13 protein-coding genes are annotated in these 18,394 nt (G+C 70.9%); 5 read left to right on the top strand and 8 right to left on the bottom strand.

Annotation, left to right across the window (positions count from 1 at the left end; all coding sequences use genetic code 11):
- Positions 1 to 41 precede the first annotated feature (41 nt).
- On the bottom strand, positions 42 to 446 hold the full coding sequence (sodN, locus tag AB0J72_RS32025) for a superoxide dismutase, Ni (protein WP_344503672.1): 405 nt from the start codon (positions 444 to 446) through the stop codon (positions 42 to 44).
- A gap of 70 nt (positions 447 to 516) precedes the next feature.
- Here sodN and AB0J72_RS32020 point away from each other — a divergent pair, with 70 nt between their 5' ends.
- The 3 genes from AB0J72_RS32020 to AB0J72_RS32010 all read left to right on the top strand — a co-directional run bounded on the left by AB0J72_RS32020 (position 517) and on the right by AB0J72_RS32010 (position 3,074).
- Complete coding sequence (locus tag AB0J72_RS32020; RefSeq protein ID WP_363405257.1) at positions 517 to 831, top strand: S24/S26 family peptidase; 315 nt, start codon at positions 517 to 519, stop codon at positions 829 to 831.
- A 174-nt stretch (positions 832 to 1,005) separates the two neighbouring features.
- Positions 1,006 to 2,124 (top strand): NADP-dependent malic enzyme, encoded by a 1,119-nt coding sequence (locus tag AB0J72_RS32015; protein ID WP_363405255.1) that lies wholly within the window; start codon positions 1,006 to 1,008, stop codon positions 2,122 to 2,124.
- Positions 2,121 to 3,074 (top strand): zinc-binding dehydrogenase, encoded by a 954-nt coding sequence (locus tag AB0J72_RS32010; protein WP_363405253.1) that lies wholly within the window; start codon positions 2,121 to 2,123, stop codon positions 3,072 to 3,074. The genes AB0J72_RS32015 and AB0J72_RS32010 overlap by 4 nt, the downstream gene beginning before the upstream one ends.
- 1,805 nt (positions 3,075 to 4,879) lie before the next feature.
- Here the strand turns inward: AB0J72_RS32010 and AB0J72_RS32005 are convergent.
- Positions 4,880 to 5,791, bottom strand: a complete 912-nt coding sequence (locus AB0J72_RS32005) for a chlorophyllase (RefSeq protein ID WP_363405080.1) — start codon at positions 5,789 to 5,791, stop codon at positions 4,880 to 4,882.
- 73 nt (positions 5,792 to 5,864) lie between these two features.
- Between AB0J72_RS32005 and AB0J72_RS32000 the strand changes: the two genes are divergently transcribed.
- The gene (locus tag AB0J72_RS32000) at positions 5,865 to 6,482 is read left to right on the top strand and encodes a Pr6Pr family membrane protein (RefSeq protein WP_363405078.1); all 618 of its coding nucleotides are present in this window, start codon (positions 5,865 to 5,867) and stop codon (positions 6,480 to 6,482) included.
- On the opposite strand, the gene AB0J72_RS31995 is transcribed toward AB0J72_RS32000, so the two are convergent.
- From AB0J72_RS31995 to AB0J72_RS31970, 6 genes are all read right to left on the bottom strand, one after another.
- Positions 6,435 to 8,651 carry an FAD-linked oxidase C-terminal domain-containing protein gene (locus AB0J72_RS31995; protein ID WP_363405076.1) on the bottom strand — a complete coding sequence of 739 codons (2,217 nt, stop codon included), beginning with the start codon at positions 8,649 to 8,651 and terminating at the stop codon, positions 6,435 to 6,437. The genes AB0J72_RS32000 and AB0J72_RS31995 overlap by 48 nt on opposite strands.
- Before the next feature lie 148 nt (positions 8,652 to 8,799).
- Positions 8,800 to 9,801: an alpha/beta hydrolase gene (locus AB0J72_RS31990; protein WP_363405074.1), complete on the bottom strand. Its 1,002-nt coding sequence runs from the start codon at positions 9,799 to 9,801 to the stop codon at positions 8,800 to 8,802.
- 276 nt (positions 9,802 to 10,077) lie between these two features.
- The gene (locus AB0J72_RS31985) at positions 10,078 to 10,254 is read right to left on the bottom strand and encodes a DUF6104 family protein (protein WP_344503667.1); all 177 of its coding nucleotides are present in this window, start codon (positions 10,252 to 10,254) and stop codon (positions 10,078 to 10,080) included.
- A gap of 64 nt (positions 10,255 to 10,318) precedes the next feature.
- Positions 10,319 to 14,071 (bottom strand): multifunctional oxoglutarate decarboxylase/oxoglutarate dehydrogenase thiamine pyrophosphate-binding subunit/dihydrolipoyllysine-residue succinyltransferase subunit, encoded by a 3,753-nt coding sequence (locus AB0J72_RS31980; RefSeq protein WP_363405072.1) that lies wholly within the window; start codon positions 14,069 to 14,071, stop codon positions 10,319 to 10,321.
- Between the two features lie 205 nt (positions 14,072 to 14,276).
- Positions 14,277 to 15,203, bottom strand: a complete 927-nt coding sequence (locus AB0J72_RS31975) for an ABC transporter permease (RefSeq protein ID WP_363405070.1) — start codon at positions 15,201 to 15,203, stop codon at positions 14,277 to 14,279.
- An 85-nt stretch (positions 15,204 to 15,288) separates the two neighbouring features.
- Positions 15,289 to 16,200, bottom strand: a complete 912-nt coding sequence (locus AB0J72_RS31970) for an ABC transporter ATP-binding protein (RefSeq protein WP_363405068.1) — start codon at positions 16,198 to 16,200, stop codon at positions 15,289 to 15,291.
- Between the two features lie 132 nt (positions 16,201 to 16,332).
- Between AB0J72_RS31970 and AB0J72_RS31965 the strand changes: the two genes are divergently transcribed.
- Positions 16,333 to 18,394 (top strand): DUF11 domain-containing protein (locus AB0J72_RS31965; protein WP_363405066.1); only part of this gene is annotated, 2,062 nt, incomplete at its 3' end.

The raw sequence follows: 18,394 nt of genomic DNA, 5'->3' as shown, positions 1-18,394 counted from the left end.
CTCCACCCCGCCGTGGCGGGGTGGAGGGCACCTCTGGCAGGTCAGGCCTGCTTCGTCTCCCAGAAGATCTTCGCGATCTCGTCGATCTTCGCCAGCAGCTGCTCGGCGACGGCCGGGTCGGCCGAGCCCTTCGCGCCGGACGCGCCCGCGAGCTTGGTCGCCTCGTTGAAGAGGCCGTGCAGCTGCGGGTACTTCTCGAAGTGCGGCGGCTTGAAGTAGTCGGTCCACAGCACCCACAGGTGGTGCTTGACCAGCTCGGAACGCTGCTCCTTGATCACCAGCGCCCGGGTGCGGAACTCGGGGTCACTGTTGGCCTGGTACTTCTCGCTGATTGCTTTGACGGACTCGGCCTCAATACGGGCCTGCGCCGGGTCGTAGACACCACACGGCAGGTCGCAGTGGGCGCTCACCACGGTGCGCGGGGTGAATAGCCGCGACAGTCGCATCGAACCCTCCAGGGTGATTTGCGATGATCCTCAGTTGCTGACCCTACTCCTGTCCAAACTCGGGGATTTCATGCGGCTACCGTGGTTCACGGCACTGGTGCACGGCCCGTCGATGGCACCGACGTTGCGCCATGGTGATCGGATTTTCGTTCGCCGCGTCGGGACAGCGCGGCCCGGCGACGTCGTCGTCGGGTGTTTCCGCAGCCGGCCAGGCCTCTTGGTGGTGAAGCGCGTGGCCCGGGCGGAGGCCGGCGGATGGTGGCTGACCGGCGACAACCCCTTCGGATCCGATGATTCCGAGGCGTACGGGCCGGCCGACGTCATCGGACGTGTGACATTTCGCTGGTGGCCACAACCGGTGCGGCTGCGGCGCGGCGCAGCGTAAGGTGATGCGGATACCGGGTCACCCCCGCTGAATCGCATCATGAGCGCTTTCACCACCCATGCGCTTGGCGGAAACACCAGCATTGTCAGACGTGGCAAAGGAGCCCCCGTGTCTGCACCCGTGACCAATCACGCCCTTGAAGGGCCAGTTTTCGACCTCCATCAGGGCGGCAAGATGTCCGTCCAGTCCAGCGTGCCGCTCGCGACCCGTGAAGATCTCGCCCTGGCGTACACGCCGGGCGTCGCCCAGGTCTGCGAGGCCATCGCCGCCGACGAGGCGCTCGTCCACGAGCTGACCTGGGTCGGCCGGGCTGTCGCCGTGGTCACCGACGGCTCGGCGGTGCTCGGACTGGGCAACATCGGCCCGCGCGCCGCGATGCCGGTCATGGAGGGCAAGGCCGTCCTCTTCAAGCAGTTCGGCGGGGTGGACGCGGTGCCGATCTGCCTGGACACCCAGGACCCCGACGAGATCGTCGCGATCGTCACCGCCCTCGCACCGTCGTTCGGCGGCATCAACCTCGAAGACATCTCCGCGCCGCGGTGCTTCGAGATCGAGCGCCGCCTGGAAGCGACCCTGCCGATCCCCGTCTTCCACGACGACCAGCACGGCACCGCGATCGTCGTGCTCGCCGCGCTGCGCAACGCCGCCCGCGTCCTCGGCCGCGAGCTGCACGACCTGCGCATCGTCGTCAGCGGCGCCGGCGCGGCGGGCGTCGCCGTCACCAAGATGCTCATCAGCGGCGGCGCCGACGCCGGCGAGATCGTCGTGCTCGACTCCCGGGGCTGCCTGCACACCGGCCGCACCGACCTGAACCCGGAGAAGTCCGCGCTCGCCGCGCGCACCAACGCCGGCGGGATCACCGGCGACATCGCCAACGCGCTCCGCGGCGCCGACGTCCTCATCGGCGTCTCCGGCGGCACCATCGGCGAGGCGGCGCTGGCCGGCATGTCGCCCGGAGGGGCGATCTTCGCCCTCGCGAACCCGACGCCCGAGGTGCACCCGTCGATCGCCGCGCGCTACGCGTCGGTCGTCGCCACCGGCCGCAGCGACTTCCCCAACCAGATCAACAACGTGCTCGCGTTCCCCGGCATCTTCCGCGGCGCCCTGGAAGCCGGCGCGACCCGGATCACCGACGGCATGAAGGTCGCCGCCGCGTCGGCCATCGCCTCGGTGCTGGCCGCGGACGAGCTCTCGACGGGCACGATCGTGCCCAGCGCCCTGGACCCGCGCGTCGCCCCGGCCGTGGCCGCCGCGGTCGCCGCCGCCGCCCGCGTCGACGGTGTGTTGAGATAACCGTCATGCGTGCAGCTTTCGCGTCCAGTTTCAACGACGCCGACCCCCTCGCCGGCCTCACGGTCGGCGAGGCCCCGGCGCCTGTCCCGGGTGACGGCTGGGCCGTGGTGGACGTGCGCGCCAGTGCGCTCAACCACCACGACCTGTGGTCGCTGCGCGGCGTCGGCCTCCGCCCCGAGCAGCTGCCGATGATCCTCGGCTGCGACGCCGCGGGCATCGGCCCCGACGGTGCCGAGGTCGTCGTGTACCCGGTGGTCTTCACCCCCTCGGGCGAGGTCTCGATCCTCTCGGAGTTCTACCAGGGCACCGTCGCCGAGCAGGTCACCGTTCCCGCGTACAACCTCGTGCCGAAGCCGGCGGAGCTCACCTTCGCGGAGGTGGCCTGCCTGCCCACGGCGTGGCTCACCGCCTACCGGATGCTCACCACCAAGGGCCGCGTGGAGCCCGACCAGGCCGTCCTGGTCCAGGGCGCCGGCGGCGGCGTCGCGACCGCCGCGATCCTGCTCGCCCAGGCCCTGGGCGCCCGCGTCTACGCCACCTCCCGCGACGCCTCGAAACGCGAGCGCGTCGCCGCCCTCGGCGCCACCGCGCTGGACTCCGGCGCCCGCCTCCCCGAACGCGTCGACGTCATCATCGAAACCGTCGGCGAGGCCACCTTCGACCACTCGATGAAGTGCGCCAAGCACGGCGCCCGCATCGTCGTCTCCGGCGCCACCAGCGGCCACCTCCCGAAGGTCAACCTCCGCCGCATGTTCGCCCTGCAACTGGAGATCCTGGGCACCAGCATGGGCACCCCCGAAGAGCTGTCCGCCCTGATGACCCTCCTGGCCAACACCGGCGTCCGCCCCGTCATCGACTCGATCATCCCCTTCTCCGAAGCCCGCACCGCCTTCGAAAAACTCCACTCCGGCAACGTCTTCGGCAAAATCGTCCTAGACCACACCACCTGACCTCCCGTCCCTCCTCCCACACCCCGCTGCGGGCGTGCCCGGCCCACCCCAGGCACGCCCCCCAGCCCCCCAGCCCGGTCACCCCGTCCCCACCCAGCCACACCAACCTGGCCAGAGCCCACCCCCTGACCGGTGCTGGACCTACCCCCGCCGGACCTGCCCTGCTGGACCTACCCCCGCCCGACCTGCCCTGCGGGACTTGCTCCTGCCGGACCTGCCCCGCTGGACCTGTCCCTGCCGGACGTGCCCCGCTGGACCTGGCCTCGCTGGCCTTCTACCCGGCCGGATCTCGCTGGTCCCGGCCCTGGCTGGTGTCAGCCCTGACCGGCGCTGGACGTGCCCCCGCTGGACCTGACCTCGCTGGACCTGACCTCGCTGGCCTTTGACCCGGCTGGATCTGTCTGGTCCCGGCCCTGACCGGTGCCAGACGTGACCCGCGCTGGCTCTGATCCCACTCCGGTCCTGACCCCGTGACCCGCGCTCGACCTGGCCAGCCGAACCTGACCCGCGCTGGACCTGGCCTGCGGCGCACGCGGCGGCGTCGCAGGTCATGGGCGTGCGGCGGTGGCCTGGCTGGCGACCTCGTGGAACAGGCTGTTGCCACCGCCGTGTGATCGTGGGTGGGTCATCTTGGTGGCGCTCGATTGCGGACTCGAGCCGGAGCGGGTGTGCGATTGCCGGCCTCGGTGCACGCGGTGAGCCTGCCGATCGGTGACATAGGGCTGCGACTTGCGAAGCGACGGGGCGGCCGGCGAATCAGCCCCAGGCAGGCCGCACGGCTGTTGTGGGTTGGTGACGGTGCTGCGGGTGACCAGCCCGGTCGCGATGGTGCGGCCGGACCTGCTGCTGCTCGGACGGCCCGCCCGGTGCGCGATGGCGATAGCGGTGCGGACACTCGGTGCACCGGAGTGGTTTGCAGTCCTGGCCGGGTCGTCGTGACGGACCGCTGTGGCGGCCTATGGGCAGCTGACGGTCGGGCCGGCGGGATGGCTGGCGGTGCCGGGCGGATCGTCGGGCCTCTGGGCACTGACATCACCTCGGGCGGTATCGGCGTTGCTGCCCTGCCGACGGACCGTGGCCGTGGCCGCGTTGCCTCCCTGTGGGTGGGTTGTGGCGGCGGCGTCGCGACCCTGCGGACGGGCTGCGGTGGTGGCGTTGCTCCCCTCTGGGTGAGTCGTAGTGGCGGCGTTGCGCCCGCTTGCACGGGCGGTGGTGGTGGCGTTGCTTCCCTGCGGGTGGGTCGCGGCTGCGGCGTTGCGCCTCCACGGACGGACTGCGCTGGCGGAGGCGTTGCGGCCCTGCGGACAGACTGTGCCGACGGCGGTGCGGCCGGCCGCGGGTGAGGTGGGGCATCCGGAGGCGACGCCCTTCTCACGCTTCCGGGCAGCGCGGTCTCCGGCGCGGGACGGGTTGCCGGGGCGGGAGCCTGAACGGTGGGCCGTGGCGGTGCGGTACAGCCCGGCGACGGCGACCTAATAGCGGCGGCGCCCGGCGGGGTGGAGCGGAGGCTGGCCAGGACGCGGGCGTTGTGCAGGCGGGTCAGCTTGGTCGCGTGACGGGCGGCCAAGCCGTGCCTGCGGGCCTCGGCGAACTCAGTCTTGGCCCGCTGCCGCTCCTCGCGACGGCGGGTGTGCTCGGCGGCCTGGGCTGCCAGGCGGGCGCGCCAGTCGATCTGGCCGGTGGTGCAGCGGCCAGCGTCAGGGGCTTCCAGCGAGAAATATGGACGTGGCACGGCTTGCCTCCCCCCGAGCGCCGAACTCACCGCCTCGATTCCTATGCTAGCATATGACCATAGCGCCTCAGGATCACAGGCGATCGTCGAAGGAGGGGCCTTGCGGGAGTTGTCGGCGGGCCGTGGGGTCTCCGTAGAGCTCGAGTCGCAGGAACGCCAAGGTCACCGAGCGGACCTCGGCGTACGACGTGACGCCTGGGCGGAGGTAGGGGTCGTTGTGATTGCCGCCGGGGACGGTCAGCATGGCCTTCGACCAGGGGACCAACTCGTAGGTGGCCTTGCCGGAGGCGTAGGAGACCAAGGGGTCGGCGTCGCCGTGGACGAAGAGGAGCGAGGCCGGGGTGCCGGTGAAGGCGGTGCCCACGCCCAGGCCGCTGCCGGCCAGGACGATGCCGGCGTGGAGGCGGGCGTCGCGGCTCGCGGTGAAGAGGCCGACGGTGGTGATGGCGCCGGCGGAGTGGCCGGCGGCGGCGAGGCGGGTGTTGTCGATGCGTTTGCCGAGCGGGCCGGCGAGGACCTGGCTCAGCACGAAGCTGGCGTCGGCGGGCTGGTTGAGCACGTCGTAGACGTCCAGGCGGGGGGCGCTGCGGGTGGTGTTGGGATATGCGGGGGCGATCACCGCGAAGCCGGCCGACGCCCACGCGGTGAGCAGCGGCGCGAAGGCATCGGGGGTGCCGTTGAGGCCGTGGCTGAAGACGACCGCCGGCACGCGGGTGGTGGACGAGGGCATCCAGATGACGGTGCGCAGGACGCGGCCTTCACGTTGGTAGGTCACCTCCTGGCGCGACACGTCGAGCGCGGCCTGCGGCACGGGGAGGGGAGGTAGCGGCGTGACGTGGGCGATTTGTGGGGCGACGGTCGCGGCCGGGGAAGGCGACGGCGTGACCCACTTGGCCGGTGCCGGCTGGCCTGTGCAGCCAGCGAGACCCGGGGTAGCGAGGCCGGCGAGGCCAGCGGTCAGCAGGGCCACGACGAGACGGCGCATGGCATCCACCGTACGAGGCGGACACCACGAACAAGGCTGGCCCGGCGGGCGATTTACGGCTAGGTTGCGGCGCATGTCCGTCGTCTTCCGGGTGCTCACCGCGGTGAGTGCGCTGACCGGGATCGTCCTGCTGCTCGACTTCACACACGGCGACGGGGGAGTGTTCGTCTACTTCACCGTGCAGAGCAGCGTGATCATTGCGGTGGTGTCGGCCGTGGCGGCGTTGCGGCCGGTGGCGGGGTGGGTGCGTGGGGCGGCGACGCTGTACAGCTGCATCACCGGCACGGTGTATCACTCGTTGCTGGCGAATCCGTCCAGCCCGTTCCACGTGGTGGACTCGGGGGCGCACGCACCGCACAACCTGCTGCTGCACACGGTGACGCCGATCCTCGCCGCGGTCACCTGGCTGTTCGTCGACAGGGAGCCGGTCCGCTGGTGGTATGCGGCCGTCTGGCTCGGCTACCCCTTGGCGTATCTGGCCTTTGCGCTGGTACGCGGTGCGATCGTCGACAAGTATCCATATCCGTTCGTCGACGCGAACGAGCTCGGCTACGGCGGCGTGACGATCTCGGCGCTCGGCTTCACCGTGGCGTTCTTCCTGCTCGGGCTGCTGCTCATCGGGCTGGGTGAGGGAATCCGGCGATTAACTGGGCAACAGCGCGCCAGGGTTGAGGATCCCGCGGGGGTCTAGCGTGCGCTTCGCGGCCCGGAGCACGTCGGTGAAGAGGGGGTCTCGCTCGAGCCACGGCAGGTGGTCGCGGCCGACCGCGTGATGGTGGGTGATGGTGCCGCCGGCGCTGGTGATGGCCGTGCTGACGGCAGCCTTGATCTCGTCCCAGATCATGACCTCGGCGCCGCGCCGGGCCGGCGTGATGATGGTGAAGTAGGGCGCCGGGCCGTCCGGGTACGCGTGAGTGATTCGGCAGGTGACCACGGCGACGCGGGCCGGGGCAGCGGCCTGCGCGGCGGCGATCACGGCAGCGTGCAGTGCCTCGAAGCGGCTCCATGTGCACGCGGTCTCGACGGTTTCGACGATGAGGCCGAGCCTGATGAGGGCATCGCGGGTGTACGGCGCCCGCAGAAACGACGATCGCCAGCTGCCGACATCGCCGCTTCGCCCCGAGCCACCGCCGCCACCGCCGCCACCGCCGCCGGCGACGCCACTACCGGAACGGCCGGAGCCGGCAAAGCCGCCGCTGGACCGACTGGAGGGGCCGCCGACGAAGCCGCCACCGGAGAGACCGCCGCCGGAGTCGCCCGGGCCGAGGCTGTCGCCGGAGCCGGCAGTGCCGTAGGGGCGTTGAGCAGTGTCTTCGGGGTTGGGGGTGGGGCCGCTGGCGTTGTGGGCGGGGCGGCTGGAGCCACCTGGCCCGAGGCTGTCGTCGGAGTCGGCGCCACCGTAGGGGCGTTGAGCAGTGCCGTCAGGGCGGTGAGCGGTGCCGGCGGGGTTGGGAGTGGGACTGCCGGTGTTGTGGGCGGGGCGGCTGAAGTCACCCGGGTCGAGGGTGTCGTCGGTGCCAGCGGCGTCGTAGGAGCGTTGAGCAGCGCCTTCGGGACGGTGAGCAGTGCCTTCAGGGCGGTGAGCGGTGTCGGCGGAGTTGGGAGTGGAGGTGCCGGCGTTGTGGGTAGGGCGGCTGGAGTCACCCGGATCGAGGGTGTCGTCGGAGTCGGCGGCGCCGTCAGGGCGGTGGGCAGTGTCGTCGGGGCGGTGAGCAGTGCTGGCGGAGTTGGGAGTGGAGGCGCCGGTGTTGTGGGGAGGGCGGCCGGGGCTGGTGGGGTGGGGAGTGTGGCCGGGGGTGGTGGGGGTGCCGCCGTGGTCGGCGCAGAGGGTGAGGGCGTCGTTCAGCAGTGGCACAGTGGGGCCTTCGAAGCCGAGCAGCAGCCGGGCCTGGCCGTCGGTGGCGCCGGCGTTCAGCATTGCCTCCACGGGGTCGAGGAGGCGGCAGTTGCTGGGGCGGAGGCCTGCCTGCAGGAGTGCGCGCATGGCGGCGATGCCCTGGTCGTACGCGGGGAAGGCCACCGACGTCGAAGCCTTGGCCGTGGGGCGAGGGGTGACGCGCAGCCACGCCTCCACGATCACTCCCAGCGTCCCCTCCGATCCGGCGAACAGCCGGTCCGTCGACGGCCCGGCGCCGCTGGACGGCACCCGTAGCGACTCCACCGGGCCCTGGGGTGTGATCACCCGAAGGGCCGAGACGGCGTCGTCGATGCGGGTCGGGCCGGTCGCGTAGTGGCCGGCGGCGCGGGTTGCGATCCATCCCCCGACGGTGGAGAACTCGAAGCTCTGCGGGTAGTGCCGCAGCGTCAGGTCGTGCGGGCGGAGGGCCTGTTCGAGGGCGGGGCCGGAGACGCCGGCCTGCACCCGGACGGCGTGGTTGACGTCGTCGATTTCGAGGACCCGGCCGAGGCGGGACAGGTCCAGCGACACCCAAGGGGCGTCCCCGCGGTATTCGACGCCGCCCACGACGGAGGTGCCGCCGCCGTACGGCACGACGGCCGCCCCCACCGCCTCGGCCCAGTCGAGCGCGGCGACGACGTCGTGCCCGGTCCGCGGATAGCAGACCAGGTCAGGAGGGTTGTCGAGCCGGCCGCGCAGCGCTCGGATCACGTCGCGGAAGGCTTTGCCGTACGTGTGCGACGCCCGCGTCATCGAGTCGGCGGCGAACGCCTCCTGCATGATCGACGGAGGAATCAGGCGCGGCGGGGGCAGGACCGGGTCGTACGGCATCGGCAGCACCGACCCGTCGATGGGCATCCACGGCCGTAGCGACGTCTCGGCGAGGCGCCGGCAGGCGTCGTCGTCGAGGGCCTCGTCGGTCCAGCCCCAGCCCCACCACGACCGTTCCCGCCACGCGGTCATTGACGGAGAGTGCCACAATCCGACACGTTCGGCCACTGTCCGAGGGACAGGTCATCGGTATTCTGGCGGCCATGCCCGATGAGCGCATTGACCCAAGTCACAACACTCAGGCATTTCAGGCATGGGTGGACAACAACAACGAGACGGCTCAGCCCGCCGCGACCGGCTCCAAGGTCGGCTTCATCGTGGGCGGCGCCGTCGTCGCGGTCGTGGTGATCGTCGTCGTGGTGCTCGCGTTGCTGTAGATCCCCACCGATTCGAAGCGGGTCACCCCGTCGAGCCTGGCGTCGTCGTCCAGCCTGGCGTGGGCGATCTCGTCGCCGTCGAGCGCCCAGGCGAGGAAGTTCAGCAGCGTCGCCATCGCCTGGTGGTGCCCGCGCTCCGGGTCGTTGGTGGCGGCGCCGTGCTCACCGCCGACGATCGTCAGGAACGCCTTCGGCCACGGGTCCGCGGCGTACGACGTGCGCCCCTGCTCATACGCCACGACCGGGTCCTTGTCGCCGTGCACGAACAGCAGCGGCACCGGGCTGCCCTGGTACTTCCCGGCCGGTCGGCCCGCGAAGATGACCCCGGCCTTGAGGCGCGGGTCGCGGTGCACCGTGAACAGCCCGTCGGTCGTGGTCCCGCCGCCGGAGTGCCCGATCGCCGCCATCCGCTCGGAGTCGATGCTGTCGGCCAGCGGATTCCCGGGCTGCAGCATCTGCGTGATGACGAACGACGCGTCCAGCGACTGGTTCGGCACGTCGAACTTGTTGAACTTCGGCGTGTCCTTCTTCGTGAACGGGTACGCCGGCGCGACGACCACGTACCCGGCCTCGGCCAGGAACTTGGTCATGCCCTCCTGCATCTGCGGGTTGCTGTAGAAGCCGTGGCTCCAGAGGATCAGCGGCAGCTTCCCCGGCAGCACCTCGGCGCTGACCTGCACCTGCCCCTTGCTCCGCCGGGAGGAGCCGCGCGTCGGATACCACACGGTGGTGGGCAGCGGCCGGTCCTTGCCCCGGGCGAAATCGAAGTGCCGCACACCGATGGCGTGGCCGCTGACCCGGGTCGCCTCGGCGGTGCCGGCGGCGGCCAGGGGCCGCTCCTCCGCTGCCCCTGAGGCCGAAAAAGCGCCGCCCAGAAGGAGCAGGGCGGCGGCCAGGAGCGACACGGTTGCGGATCGGTTGCGACTTCGGGGCACGTACAGAATGTAGGTGCACCATGCGCTACGCCGGGATCACCCGACTGGGGACAATCGATTGTCTTGCCGGACTACACCAAGTTGTTCCCGAACGACCCATTTGGCGGATGCCACATTGATTTGCAGCGCCCGATTGCACTGATAAATCGGATATGTCCGTCATTCCGGCGACCGCCATAGCCCGACCGTTGTGGTCGCTGCGGCAGGTGTACGACCAGTGCCCGCTCGGGCGTGGCAGAAGAGCGGTCAGTCCTCGTCGTCGTCCAGACGAGCCAGGTAGACGGCGAGGCGTTCGATCGGCGTCTCGAACTCGGGGTTCTGGTCGACGAAGTCGCGGAGGCGCTCGGCCAGCCACTCCAGCGTGACCTCCTCCTCGCCCCGGCGCTGGGCGAGCTCCTCGATGCCGCGATCGGTGAAGTACATGGGCACCTCCAAAGGAACCGGGGAGGGCGCGAGCCCTCCCCGGAACGGAACGAACGACAGTTGGTCAGCGCTTCGGCAGCGCGGCCTCGATGAGGGCCTGCTGCTCGGCGTCGTGGAGCTTGGTGGAGCCGACCGCGGGAGCGGCGGCGGCGGGGCGGGAGATGCGGCGCAGGCCGACGCCCTGGAGGTGCTCCAGGAGGTTGAGCGCGATGAACGACCACGCGCCCTGGTTGGCCGGCTCCTCCTGGACCCAGGCGAAGTCCTCCGCGTTGGGGAACTGTGCCAGCGCCGCGCGCAGCTCTTCCACCGGCATCGGGTAGAGCTGCTCGACCCGGATGATGGCGGTGTCGGTGATGTCCCGCTCGGTGCGCGCCTGCAGCAGGTCGTAGAAGACCTTGCCGGAGCAGAGCAGGACCCGCTTCACCGCGGCGTTGTCCAGGCCGGCGCCCTTGATGCCCGGGTCGCCGAGGACGGTGGCGAAGGTGCCGCTGGTGAAGTCCTCGACGGGGGAGACGCAGAGCCGGTGGCGCAGCAGGGACTTGGGCGTGAAGACGACGAGCGGCTTCTTCTTCGGCGACAGCGCCTGGCGGCGCAGCAGGTGGAAGTGGTTCGCCGGGGTCGTCGGCACGGCCACCCGCATGTTGTCCTCGGCGCACAGCTGCAGGTACCGCTCGAGCCGCCCCGACGTGTGGTCGGGGCCCTGGCCCTCGTGCGAGTGCGGCAGGAGCAGCGTCACGGCGGTGCGCTGGCCCCACTTGACCTCGCCGGAGGAGATGAACTCGTCCACGATGGACTGGGCGCCGTTGACGAAGTCGCCGAACTGCGCCTCCCACATGACGAGGGCGTCGGGGTTCTCGACGGAGTAGCCGTACTCGAAGCCCATCGCGGCGAACTCCGACAGCAGGGAGTCGTAGATGAAGAGCTTCGCGTTGTCCTTGATGAGGGCGGACATCGGCATGTAGTCGCTGCCGGTCTCGGCGTCGACGATGCCGGCGTGCCGCTGCACGAACGTGCCACGGCGGGAGTCCTGGCCGGAGAGCCGGACCGTGACGCCCTGGTTGACCAGTGCGCCGAACGCGATGACCTCGCCGAAGCCCCAGTCGATGTCGCCGGCGGCGGCCATCTTCGCGCGGCGGTCCAGCAGCTGCTGGACGCGCTTGTGCGGGGTGAAGCCGTCGGGGAGCTTGACGTGCGCCTCGCCGATCGCATGCAGGACCGAGGCGTCGATCGCGGTCTCGACCACCGGCTCCGGCTCGGGTTCGCGCAGGCGGGTGAGGCGCGACGCCGGGTTGGAGGACGCGTCGCGGGTCGCCTTGAACACCGTCTCCAGCTGCTCGTGGTAGTCCTTGAGCAGGGCCTCGGCCTCGGTGATCGGGATGTCGCCGCGGCCGATGAGCTCCTCGGTGTAGATCTTCCGCACCGAGCGCTTCTGGTCGATGATCGCGTACATCAGCGGGTTGGTCATCGAGGGGTCGTCGCCCTCGTTGTGCCCGCGGCGCCGGTAGCAGACCAGGTCGATGACGACGTCCTTGTTGAACGCCTGGCGGTACTCGAAGGCGAGCCGCGCGACGCGGACCACGGCCTCCGGGTCGTCGCCGTTCACGTGGAAGATCGGCGCCTGGATCATGCGGGCGACGTCGGTGGAGTACAGCGAGGAGCGCGAGTACTCCGGCGCGGTGGTGAAGCCGACCTGGTTGTTGACGACGACGTGGACGGTGCCGCCGGTGCGGTAGCCGCGCAGCTGCGACAGGTTGAGCGTCTCGGCGACCACGCCCTGGCCGGCGAACGCGGCGTCGCCGTGGACCAGCAGCGGCAGGACCGTGTAGCCCTCGAGCTTGAGGTCGATCGAGTCCTGCTTGGCCCGCACGATGCCTTCGAGGACCGGGTTGACGGCCTCCAGGTGCGACGGGTTCGCCACCACGGAGACGGTCGTGGCGTGCTCGCCGTCGGGGTGGGTGAACTTGCCGGTCATGCCCAGGTGGTACTTGACGTCGCCGGAGCCGTGCGCGGACTTCAGGTCCAGGTGGCCCTCGAACTCGGAGAAGATCTTCTCGTAGGGCTTGCCGACGATGTTGGCCAGCACGTTGAGGCGGCCGCGGTGCGCCATGCCGATGACGACCTCGTCGAGGCCACCCTCGGCCGAGTTCTGCAGGATCTCGTCGAGCAGCGGGATCAGCGACTCGCCGCCCTCGAGGGAGAAGCGGCGCTGGCCGACGTACTTCGTCTGCAGGAACGTCTCGAACGCCTCGGCGGCGTTGAGGCGGTTGAGGATGTGCTTCTGCTCGGCGGTGTCGGGCTTCTCGTACGGCTTCTCGACCCGCTCGGCGACCCAGCGGCGCTCCTCCGGGTCCATGATGTGCATGTACTCGACGCCGACGCGGCGGCAGTAGGAGTCGCGCAGGACGCCGAGGACGGCCCGCAGCTTCATCTTCTGCTTGCCGGCGAACCCGCCGACGGGGAAGACCCGGTCGAGGTCCCACAGCGTCAGCCCGTGCTCGAGGACGTCGAGGTCCGGGTGGCGGCGGATGCGGAACTCCAGCGGGTCGGTGTCGGCCATCAGGTGGCCGCGGACCCGGTAGGCGTGGATGAGCTCGACGACCCGGGCCGCCTTGTCGATCTGACCCTCGCTGGTGCGGGCGACGTCACGCACCCAGCGGACCGGCTCGTACGGGATCCGCAGCGCCGTGAAGATCTGGTCGTAGAACCCGTGCTCGCCGAGCAGCAGCTCGTGCATGACCTTCAGGAACTCGCCGGACTGCGCGCCCTGGATGATCCTGTGGTCATAGGTGCTGGTCAGCGTCAGGATCTTGCTGATGCCGAGGTCGGCGAGGGTCTCGTCGGACATGCCGGCGTAGGGCGCCGGGTACTCCATCGCGCCGACGCCGATGATGGTGCCCTGCCCGGTCATGAGCCGCGGCATGGAGTGCACGGTGCCGATGCCGCCGGGGTTGGTCAGCGAGACCGTGGTGCCGGCGTAGTCGTCCATGGTCAGCTCGTTGCGGCGGGCGCGGCGGACGATCTCCTCGTACGCCGACCAGAACTGGCGGAAGTCCATGGTGTCGGCGGCCTTGATGCTCGGCACGACCAGGGACCGCGAGCCGTCGGGCTTGGCGAGGTCGATCGCGATGCCGAGGTTCACGTGCTCCGGCTGGACCAGGTTGGGCTTGCCGTCGATCTCGGCGAAGGAGTTGTTCATCTCCGGGTGCGCGGCGAGCGCCCGGACCATCGCGAACCCGATCAGGTGGGTGAAGCTGACCTTGCCACCCCGGCCGCGGGCCAGGTGGTTGTTGATCACGACGCGGTTGTCGGACAGCAGCTTCGCCGGCACGGCGCGCACGCTCGTGGCGGTCGGCACCTCCAGCGAGGCGTCCATGTTCTGCACGATGCGGGCGGCGACGCCCCGCAGCGGGACGTGCTTCGCGCCACCACTCGGCGGAGCGGCCTCGGCCTTCGCGGGTGCGGCCTTCGGAGCTGCAGGAGCGGCCTTCGGGGCGGCCTTCGGAGCCGCAGGAGCCGCAGGGGCCGCGGGTGCCGCCTTCGCGGGCGCGGGTGCCGCCTTCGCGGGTGCGGGCGCGGCCGGAGCGGTGGGGGCCGGCGCGGTCGTGGTCACGGCCGCCGGCTCAGCCACCTCGGCGGTCGCCGAGGTGCCCTCGGTGCCGTCCCCGCTCGGCTTGTAGTCGGCGAAGAAGTCGTGCCACGCGGGGTCCACGCTGGCCGGGTCGGCGAGGTACCTCTGATACATGTCCTCGACGATCCACTCGTTCGGGCCGAAACCCGCCAAGGGGTTCTCCTGCGAGTTGGTCGCTTGGGTCGACACGGCTGCTGATCGCCTCTTCCAAACGGAGTAGCTGGGGTCACGGATCCGCGTCAAGGCTACGCGCTGCCTAACGCTCGTTCGTCGCCGACGCCGCCGGAGTGACCATGTCGACGACGGCATGGGTCCATCCCATACAACTGTGGCCGCCATTCGGCGGCCACAACTGTCGTAGATCTGCCTGACAGGACGGATCAGGGGATCGGCGTCACGCGATGTCGCGTTTCCGGGTGATCAGCGTGCCGATGGTGCCGAGGACGACCGCCCACACGATGAGCACGACCGCGCCGGCCCAGCGTGGCGGCAGGTCCACCCCGCCGAGCTGGGTGGCCAGTCCGCCGACGACGTGCGACGACGCCAGCGGCGGGATGTAGACCGCGCTCTCCAGGACCCAGTCCTTCTTGATCACCAGCTCGTGGATCAGGGTGAGGACGATGATCGCGGCCCAGGTGCCCACGGTGTAGAGGCAGGCGGCGGTGATCGTCGCGCCGATCTGGCTGCGGATCAGCACCCCGATGCCGATGCCGAAGACCGCCCACAGCACGTACACCAGCAGATTCAGGAGTACTGCCTGCTGCGCCGTCCAGTTTCCGAGGCTGTTGGTGAGGCCCTCGGCGCCGAAGTAGAGCACCCCGCCGACGATCGAGATCGCGGTGGTGATGATCCAGAACAGCACGCCCGCCAGACCCGCGGTGATGAGCTTCGCGGTGATGACCTTGGTCCGCTTGGGGGTCGCGAGGAACGTCGCGGTCGCCGTCTGGTGGTAGAACTCGTTCGTGATGATCAGGATCGCCACGAGCATCACCAGGAGCAGGCCGAAGAACTGGCCCGAGGTGTAGATGTTCGCGGCGAACTTGGCGAGCTGGCCGGCCGCGTGCGCCTTGGCGACCCGGGCCGCCTCCTGCTCCTGGTACTGCCGCTGGTCCGCCTCGAACTGGGCCCGCTGCTCCTCGGTGAGGTTCGGCGGCGGGTCACCCTGCGGGTAGGCGGTGAAGTTGTCGGTCAGCTCCGACTTGGTCTGCTCGATGTTGATCCAGAGCGCCAGGCCGGTGAAGACCAGCGAGATCAGCAGGAAGATCCACCACATGTTCGTGGTGCGCACCTTCAGCAGCTCACTGCGGATGAGCCGGATCATGCCGTCACCTCCGCTGCGCTCCGGCGCCGACCTGATCCAGACACTGCGCTGATGATGACCAACTCCTCGCTCCGCTGCGGGTCGCTCATCGGATGGCCGCCTTTCCCTGGGTCAGTTCGAGGAACACGTGCTCCAGGTCGGGTCGCTCGTTGACCAGCTCGTGCAGCTCGACCCCCGACTGCAGGGCCAGGCGGCCGACGGCCGGGGCGTCCAGGCCGGTGACCACGTGGCTGTCGTTGCCGTTGGGCTGGATCGAGGCGCCCGCGGCCCGCACCGCATTGACCAGCTCCGGCAGGTTGGGCGTCCGCACCCGGGTGCGCGGCGCGCTGGAGCCGCCGCCGACGATCTGCTCGACCGGGCCCTGGGTGACGAGGCGGCCGGCGGCGATGATGACGACGTCGTCGGCGAGGATCTCCATCTCCGACAGCAGGTGGCTGGAGACCAGCACGGTGCGGCCCTGCTGGGCCAGGCCCTTCAGCAGCCCGCGCATCCAGCGGATGCCCTCCGGGTCGAGGCCGTTGGCGGGCTCGTCGAGGATCAGCACCTGCGGGTCGCCGAGCATCGCCTGGGCGATGCCGAGCCGCTGCTTCATGCCCAGCGAGTAGCCGCGGAACTTGCGCTTCGCGGCGGGGGTGAGCCCGACCAGCTCCAGCATCTTGTCGACCTGGGAGTCCGGGAGGCCGGCCGCGGCCGCGACGATGCGCAGGTGGTTGCGGGCGGTGCGGCCCTTGTGCGCGGCCGAGGCCTCCAGGATCGCGCCGGCCAGCCGGAGCGGCTCGGCCACGTCGGAGTAGCGCTGGCCGCCGATGGTCGCGGTGCCCGACGTCGGGGTCACCAGGTTGAGGATCATGCGTAGCGTCGTGGTCTTGCCGGCGCCGTTGGGGCCGAGGAACCCGGTGACGCGGCCCGGCTCGACCACGAACGACAGGTGGTCGACGGCCGTGACGTTCTTGTACCGCTTCGTCAGGTCGGAGACCACGATCTGTCCGTTGGACAACGTGCCGCTCCCTCCAAGAGAGTGAAGTCGTCAATATGGCACGGCACGTCCACCCGCCGCCGCCCGCCCCAGCAAGGGATCAACACGAGGAAAACTCGCTCATTACGGGCAGTGTCCACGTATACACGATAGGTGGCAATTCGGATCGCGATCGTGGCGCTGCTGCTCCTCCCGGCGATCGTCGCGGGTGCGGCGAAAGACGCCGCGGCCGACATCGTCGACGCGTTCCGCCCCGTGTATTCGGTCAACGACAGCGGGTCGATCGTGCTGCGCGGCAACGCCAACCTGACCTGCGCCGAGGACAACCCGGCCTGCGCGGCGGCGCGGAACGGCACCGGCACCGGCGGCCGGCTCAACAACAACGGCTACAAGATGCGCCACGTGGACGTCGACCAGGACGGGGACGCGGTGGCGACGTTCAACTCCAGCACCGCCGACCTCCCGATCCCGGGCGGCGCGACCGTGCTCTACGCCGGCCTCTTCTGGGGAGGGGACACGGCACCGGGCACGGGCACGTCGGCGCCCGACGAGAGCCGCAGGAACACGGTCCGGTTCAAGGTGCCCGGCGGCGCGTACCGGACGATCACCGCGAACCGGCTCACCGACGTCACCACGTTCCCCGGCCACCGGCCGTACCAGGGCTACGCCGACGTGTCGTCGCTGGTCGCGGGCGCCGGCGGCGGCACCTACGCGGTCGCCGACATCCAGGCCGCCACCGGCGTCAACGACCGCTACGCCGCCTGGTCCCTCGCCGTCGTCCTGCACGACCCGGCGCAGCCGGTGCGCAACCTCGTCGTCTACGACGGCTTCGGCTCGGTGCGCGGCATCACCCCCGCCGACGCGACGGTCCGCATCCCGGTCACCGGCTTCCAGACCCCGCCGACCGGGGCCGTCACCACCAGCCTCGGCGCCGTCGCCTACGAGGGCGACGCCGGCAGCGGCGGCGACAGCATCCGCCTCGACGGCACGCCGCTGACCGACGCGCGCAACCCGGCGACGAACTTCTTCAACAGCACCGTCAGCGACCGCGGCGCCGCCGTCACCGCCCGTAACCCCGCCGACACCAACCTCCTCGGCTTCGACGTCGACCAGGTCGACGCGAGCGGCCTGCTCGCCAACGGCGCGACCAGCGCGACGATCACCCTCGAGACCACCGCGGTCACCGGCGAGACGTTCTACCCGGGCGTGATCACGTTCGCGACCGACCTCTACGCGCCGCAGCTCACCGCGGTCAAGACCGCCACCGACGTCAACGGCGGCGACCTGGAGCGCGGCGACGAGATCCGGTACACGATCGAGGTCGGCAACGACGGGCTCGCCCCCGCCGAGGACGCCCAGCTCACCGACGCCCTGCCGCCCGGGACCGCGTTCGTGCCGGGCAGCCTGACGATCGACGGCGCGACCCAGAGCGACCCCGTCGACACCGACCGCGCCGAGCTCAGCGCCGACGTCGTCGTCTTCAGAGTCGGTACGGGCAGCGACGCCACCCACGGAGGCCGCCTGGCGGTCGGCGACAAGGCCGTGGTCGGCTACCGCGTCACGGCGGGCGCCCCCGGCGCCACCGGCGCGACGAGCATCCGCAACGTCGCCCACGCGGCCGCCACCGGCACGGACACCGGGGTGAAGCTGCGCGCCCCGTCCAACCCGACCACGCAGGACCTGCCCGCGGCGGGCCCGGCCGCCGACCTGGCGGTCACCGCCGCCGGCCCGCGGGTCGCGCAGGGCACCGGCCCGGTCCGGATCCCGGTGACGCTCACCAACACCGGCCCCGCCACCGCCACCGGCGTCACCCTGACCGCGGTCCTGCCGGCGGGCGCGACCGGAGACCCCGCGGGCGCCGGCCCCTGCGCCTGGGCCGGGCAGACGCTCACCTGCCCGGTGGGGACGCTCACCGCCGGTGCCACGTTCACCGTCGACGTCGTGGCGACCGTCACCGCCGCCGCCGCGCACCACACCGAGGTCACCGCGGCCGTCACGGCCTCGACCCCCGACCCGGTGGCCGCGAACGACACCGCGACCGCCGCCGTCGTGCGCAACTCGGCTCCCGCGGCGGTCCCGGACGCGGCGACCGTCGCCGCCGGCGGCACCGTGACGATCCCCGCCGCGGCCAACGACACCGAGTTCCTGGCGGTGTTCCCGGGCGGCTGGCGGGTCGTGGCGGCGGGCTGCCAGTCGCGCGGCGAACGTCCGTACC

Origin of the sequence: Dactylosporangium sp. NPDC049742 (genome assembly GCF_040674675.1) — a bacterium.
Lineage (GTDB): Bacteria > Actinomycetota > Actinomycetes > Mycobacteriales > Micromonosporaceae > Dactylosporangium > Dactylosporangium maewongense.
This window is presented reverse-complemented; position numbering and strand designations above follow the sequence as displayed.

Coding starts and splice junctions, on each gene's coding strand:
- AB0J72_RS32020 (WP_363405257.1), top strand. CDS start 517: ATGCGGCTACCGTGGTTCACGGCACTGGTGCACGGCCCGTCGATGGCA.
- AB0J72_RS32000 (WP_363405078.1), top strand. CDS start 5,865: ATGTCCGTCGTCTTCCGGGTGCTCACCGCGGTGAGTGCGCTGACCGGG.
- AB0J72_RS31985 (WP_344503667.1), bottom strand. CDS start 10,254: ATGTACTTCACCGATCGCGGCATCGAGGAGCTCGCCCAGCGCCGGGGC.
- AB0J72_RS32005 (WP_363405080.1), bottom strand. CDS start 5,791: ATGCGCCGTCTCGTCGTGGCCCTGCTGACCGCTGGCCTCGCCGGCCTC.
- AB0J72_RS31995 (WP_363405076.1), bottom strand. CDS start 8,651: ATGACCGCGTGGCGGGAACGGTCGTGGTGGGGCTGGGGCTGGACCGAC.
- sodN (WP_344503672.1), bottom strand. CDS start 446: ATGCGACTGTCGCGGCTATTCACCCCGCGCACCGTGGTGAGCGCCCAC.
- AB0J72_RS32015 (WP_363405255.1), top strand. CDS start 1,006: ATGTCCGTCCAGTCCAGCGTGCCGCTCGCGACCCGTGAAGATCTCGCC.
- AB0J72_RS31975 (WP_363405070.1), bottom strand. CDS start 15,203: ATGATCCGGCTCATCCGCAGTGAGCTGCTGAAGGTGCGCACCACGAAC.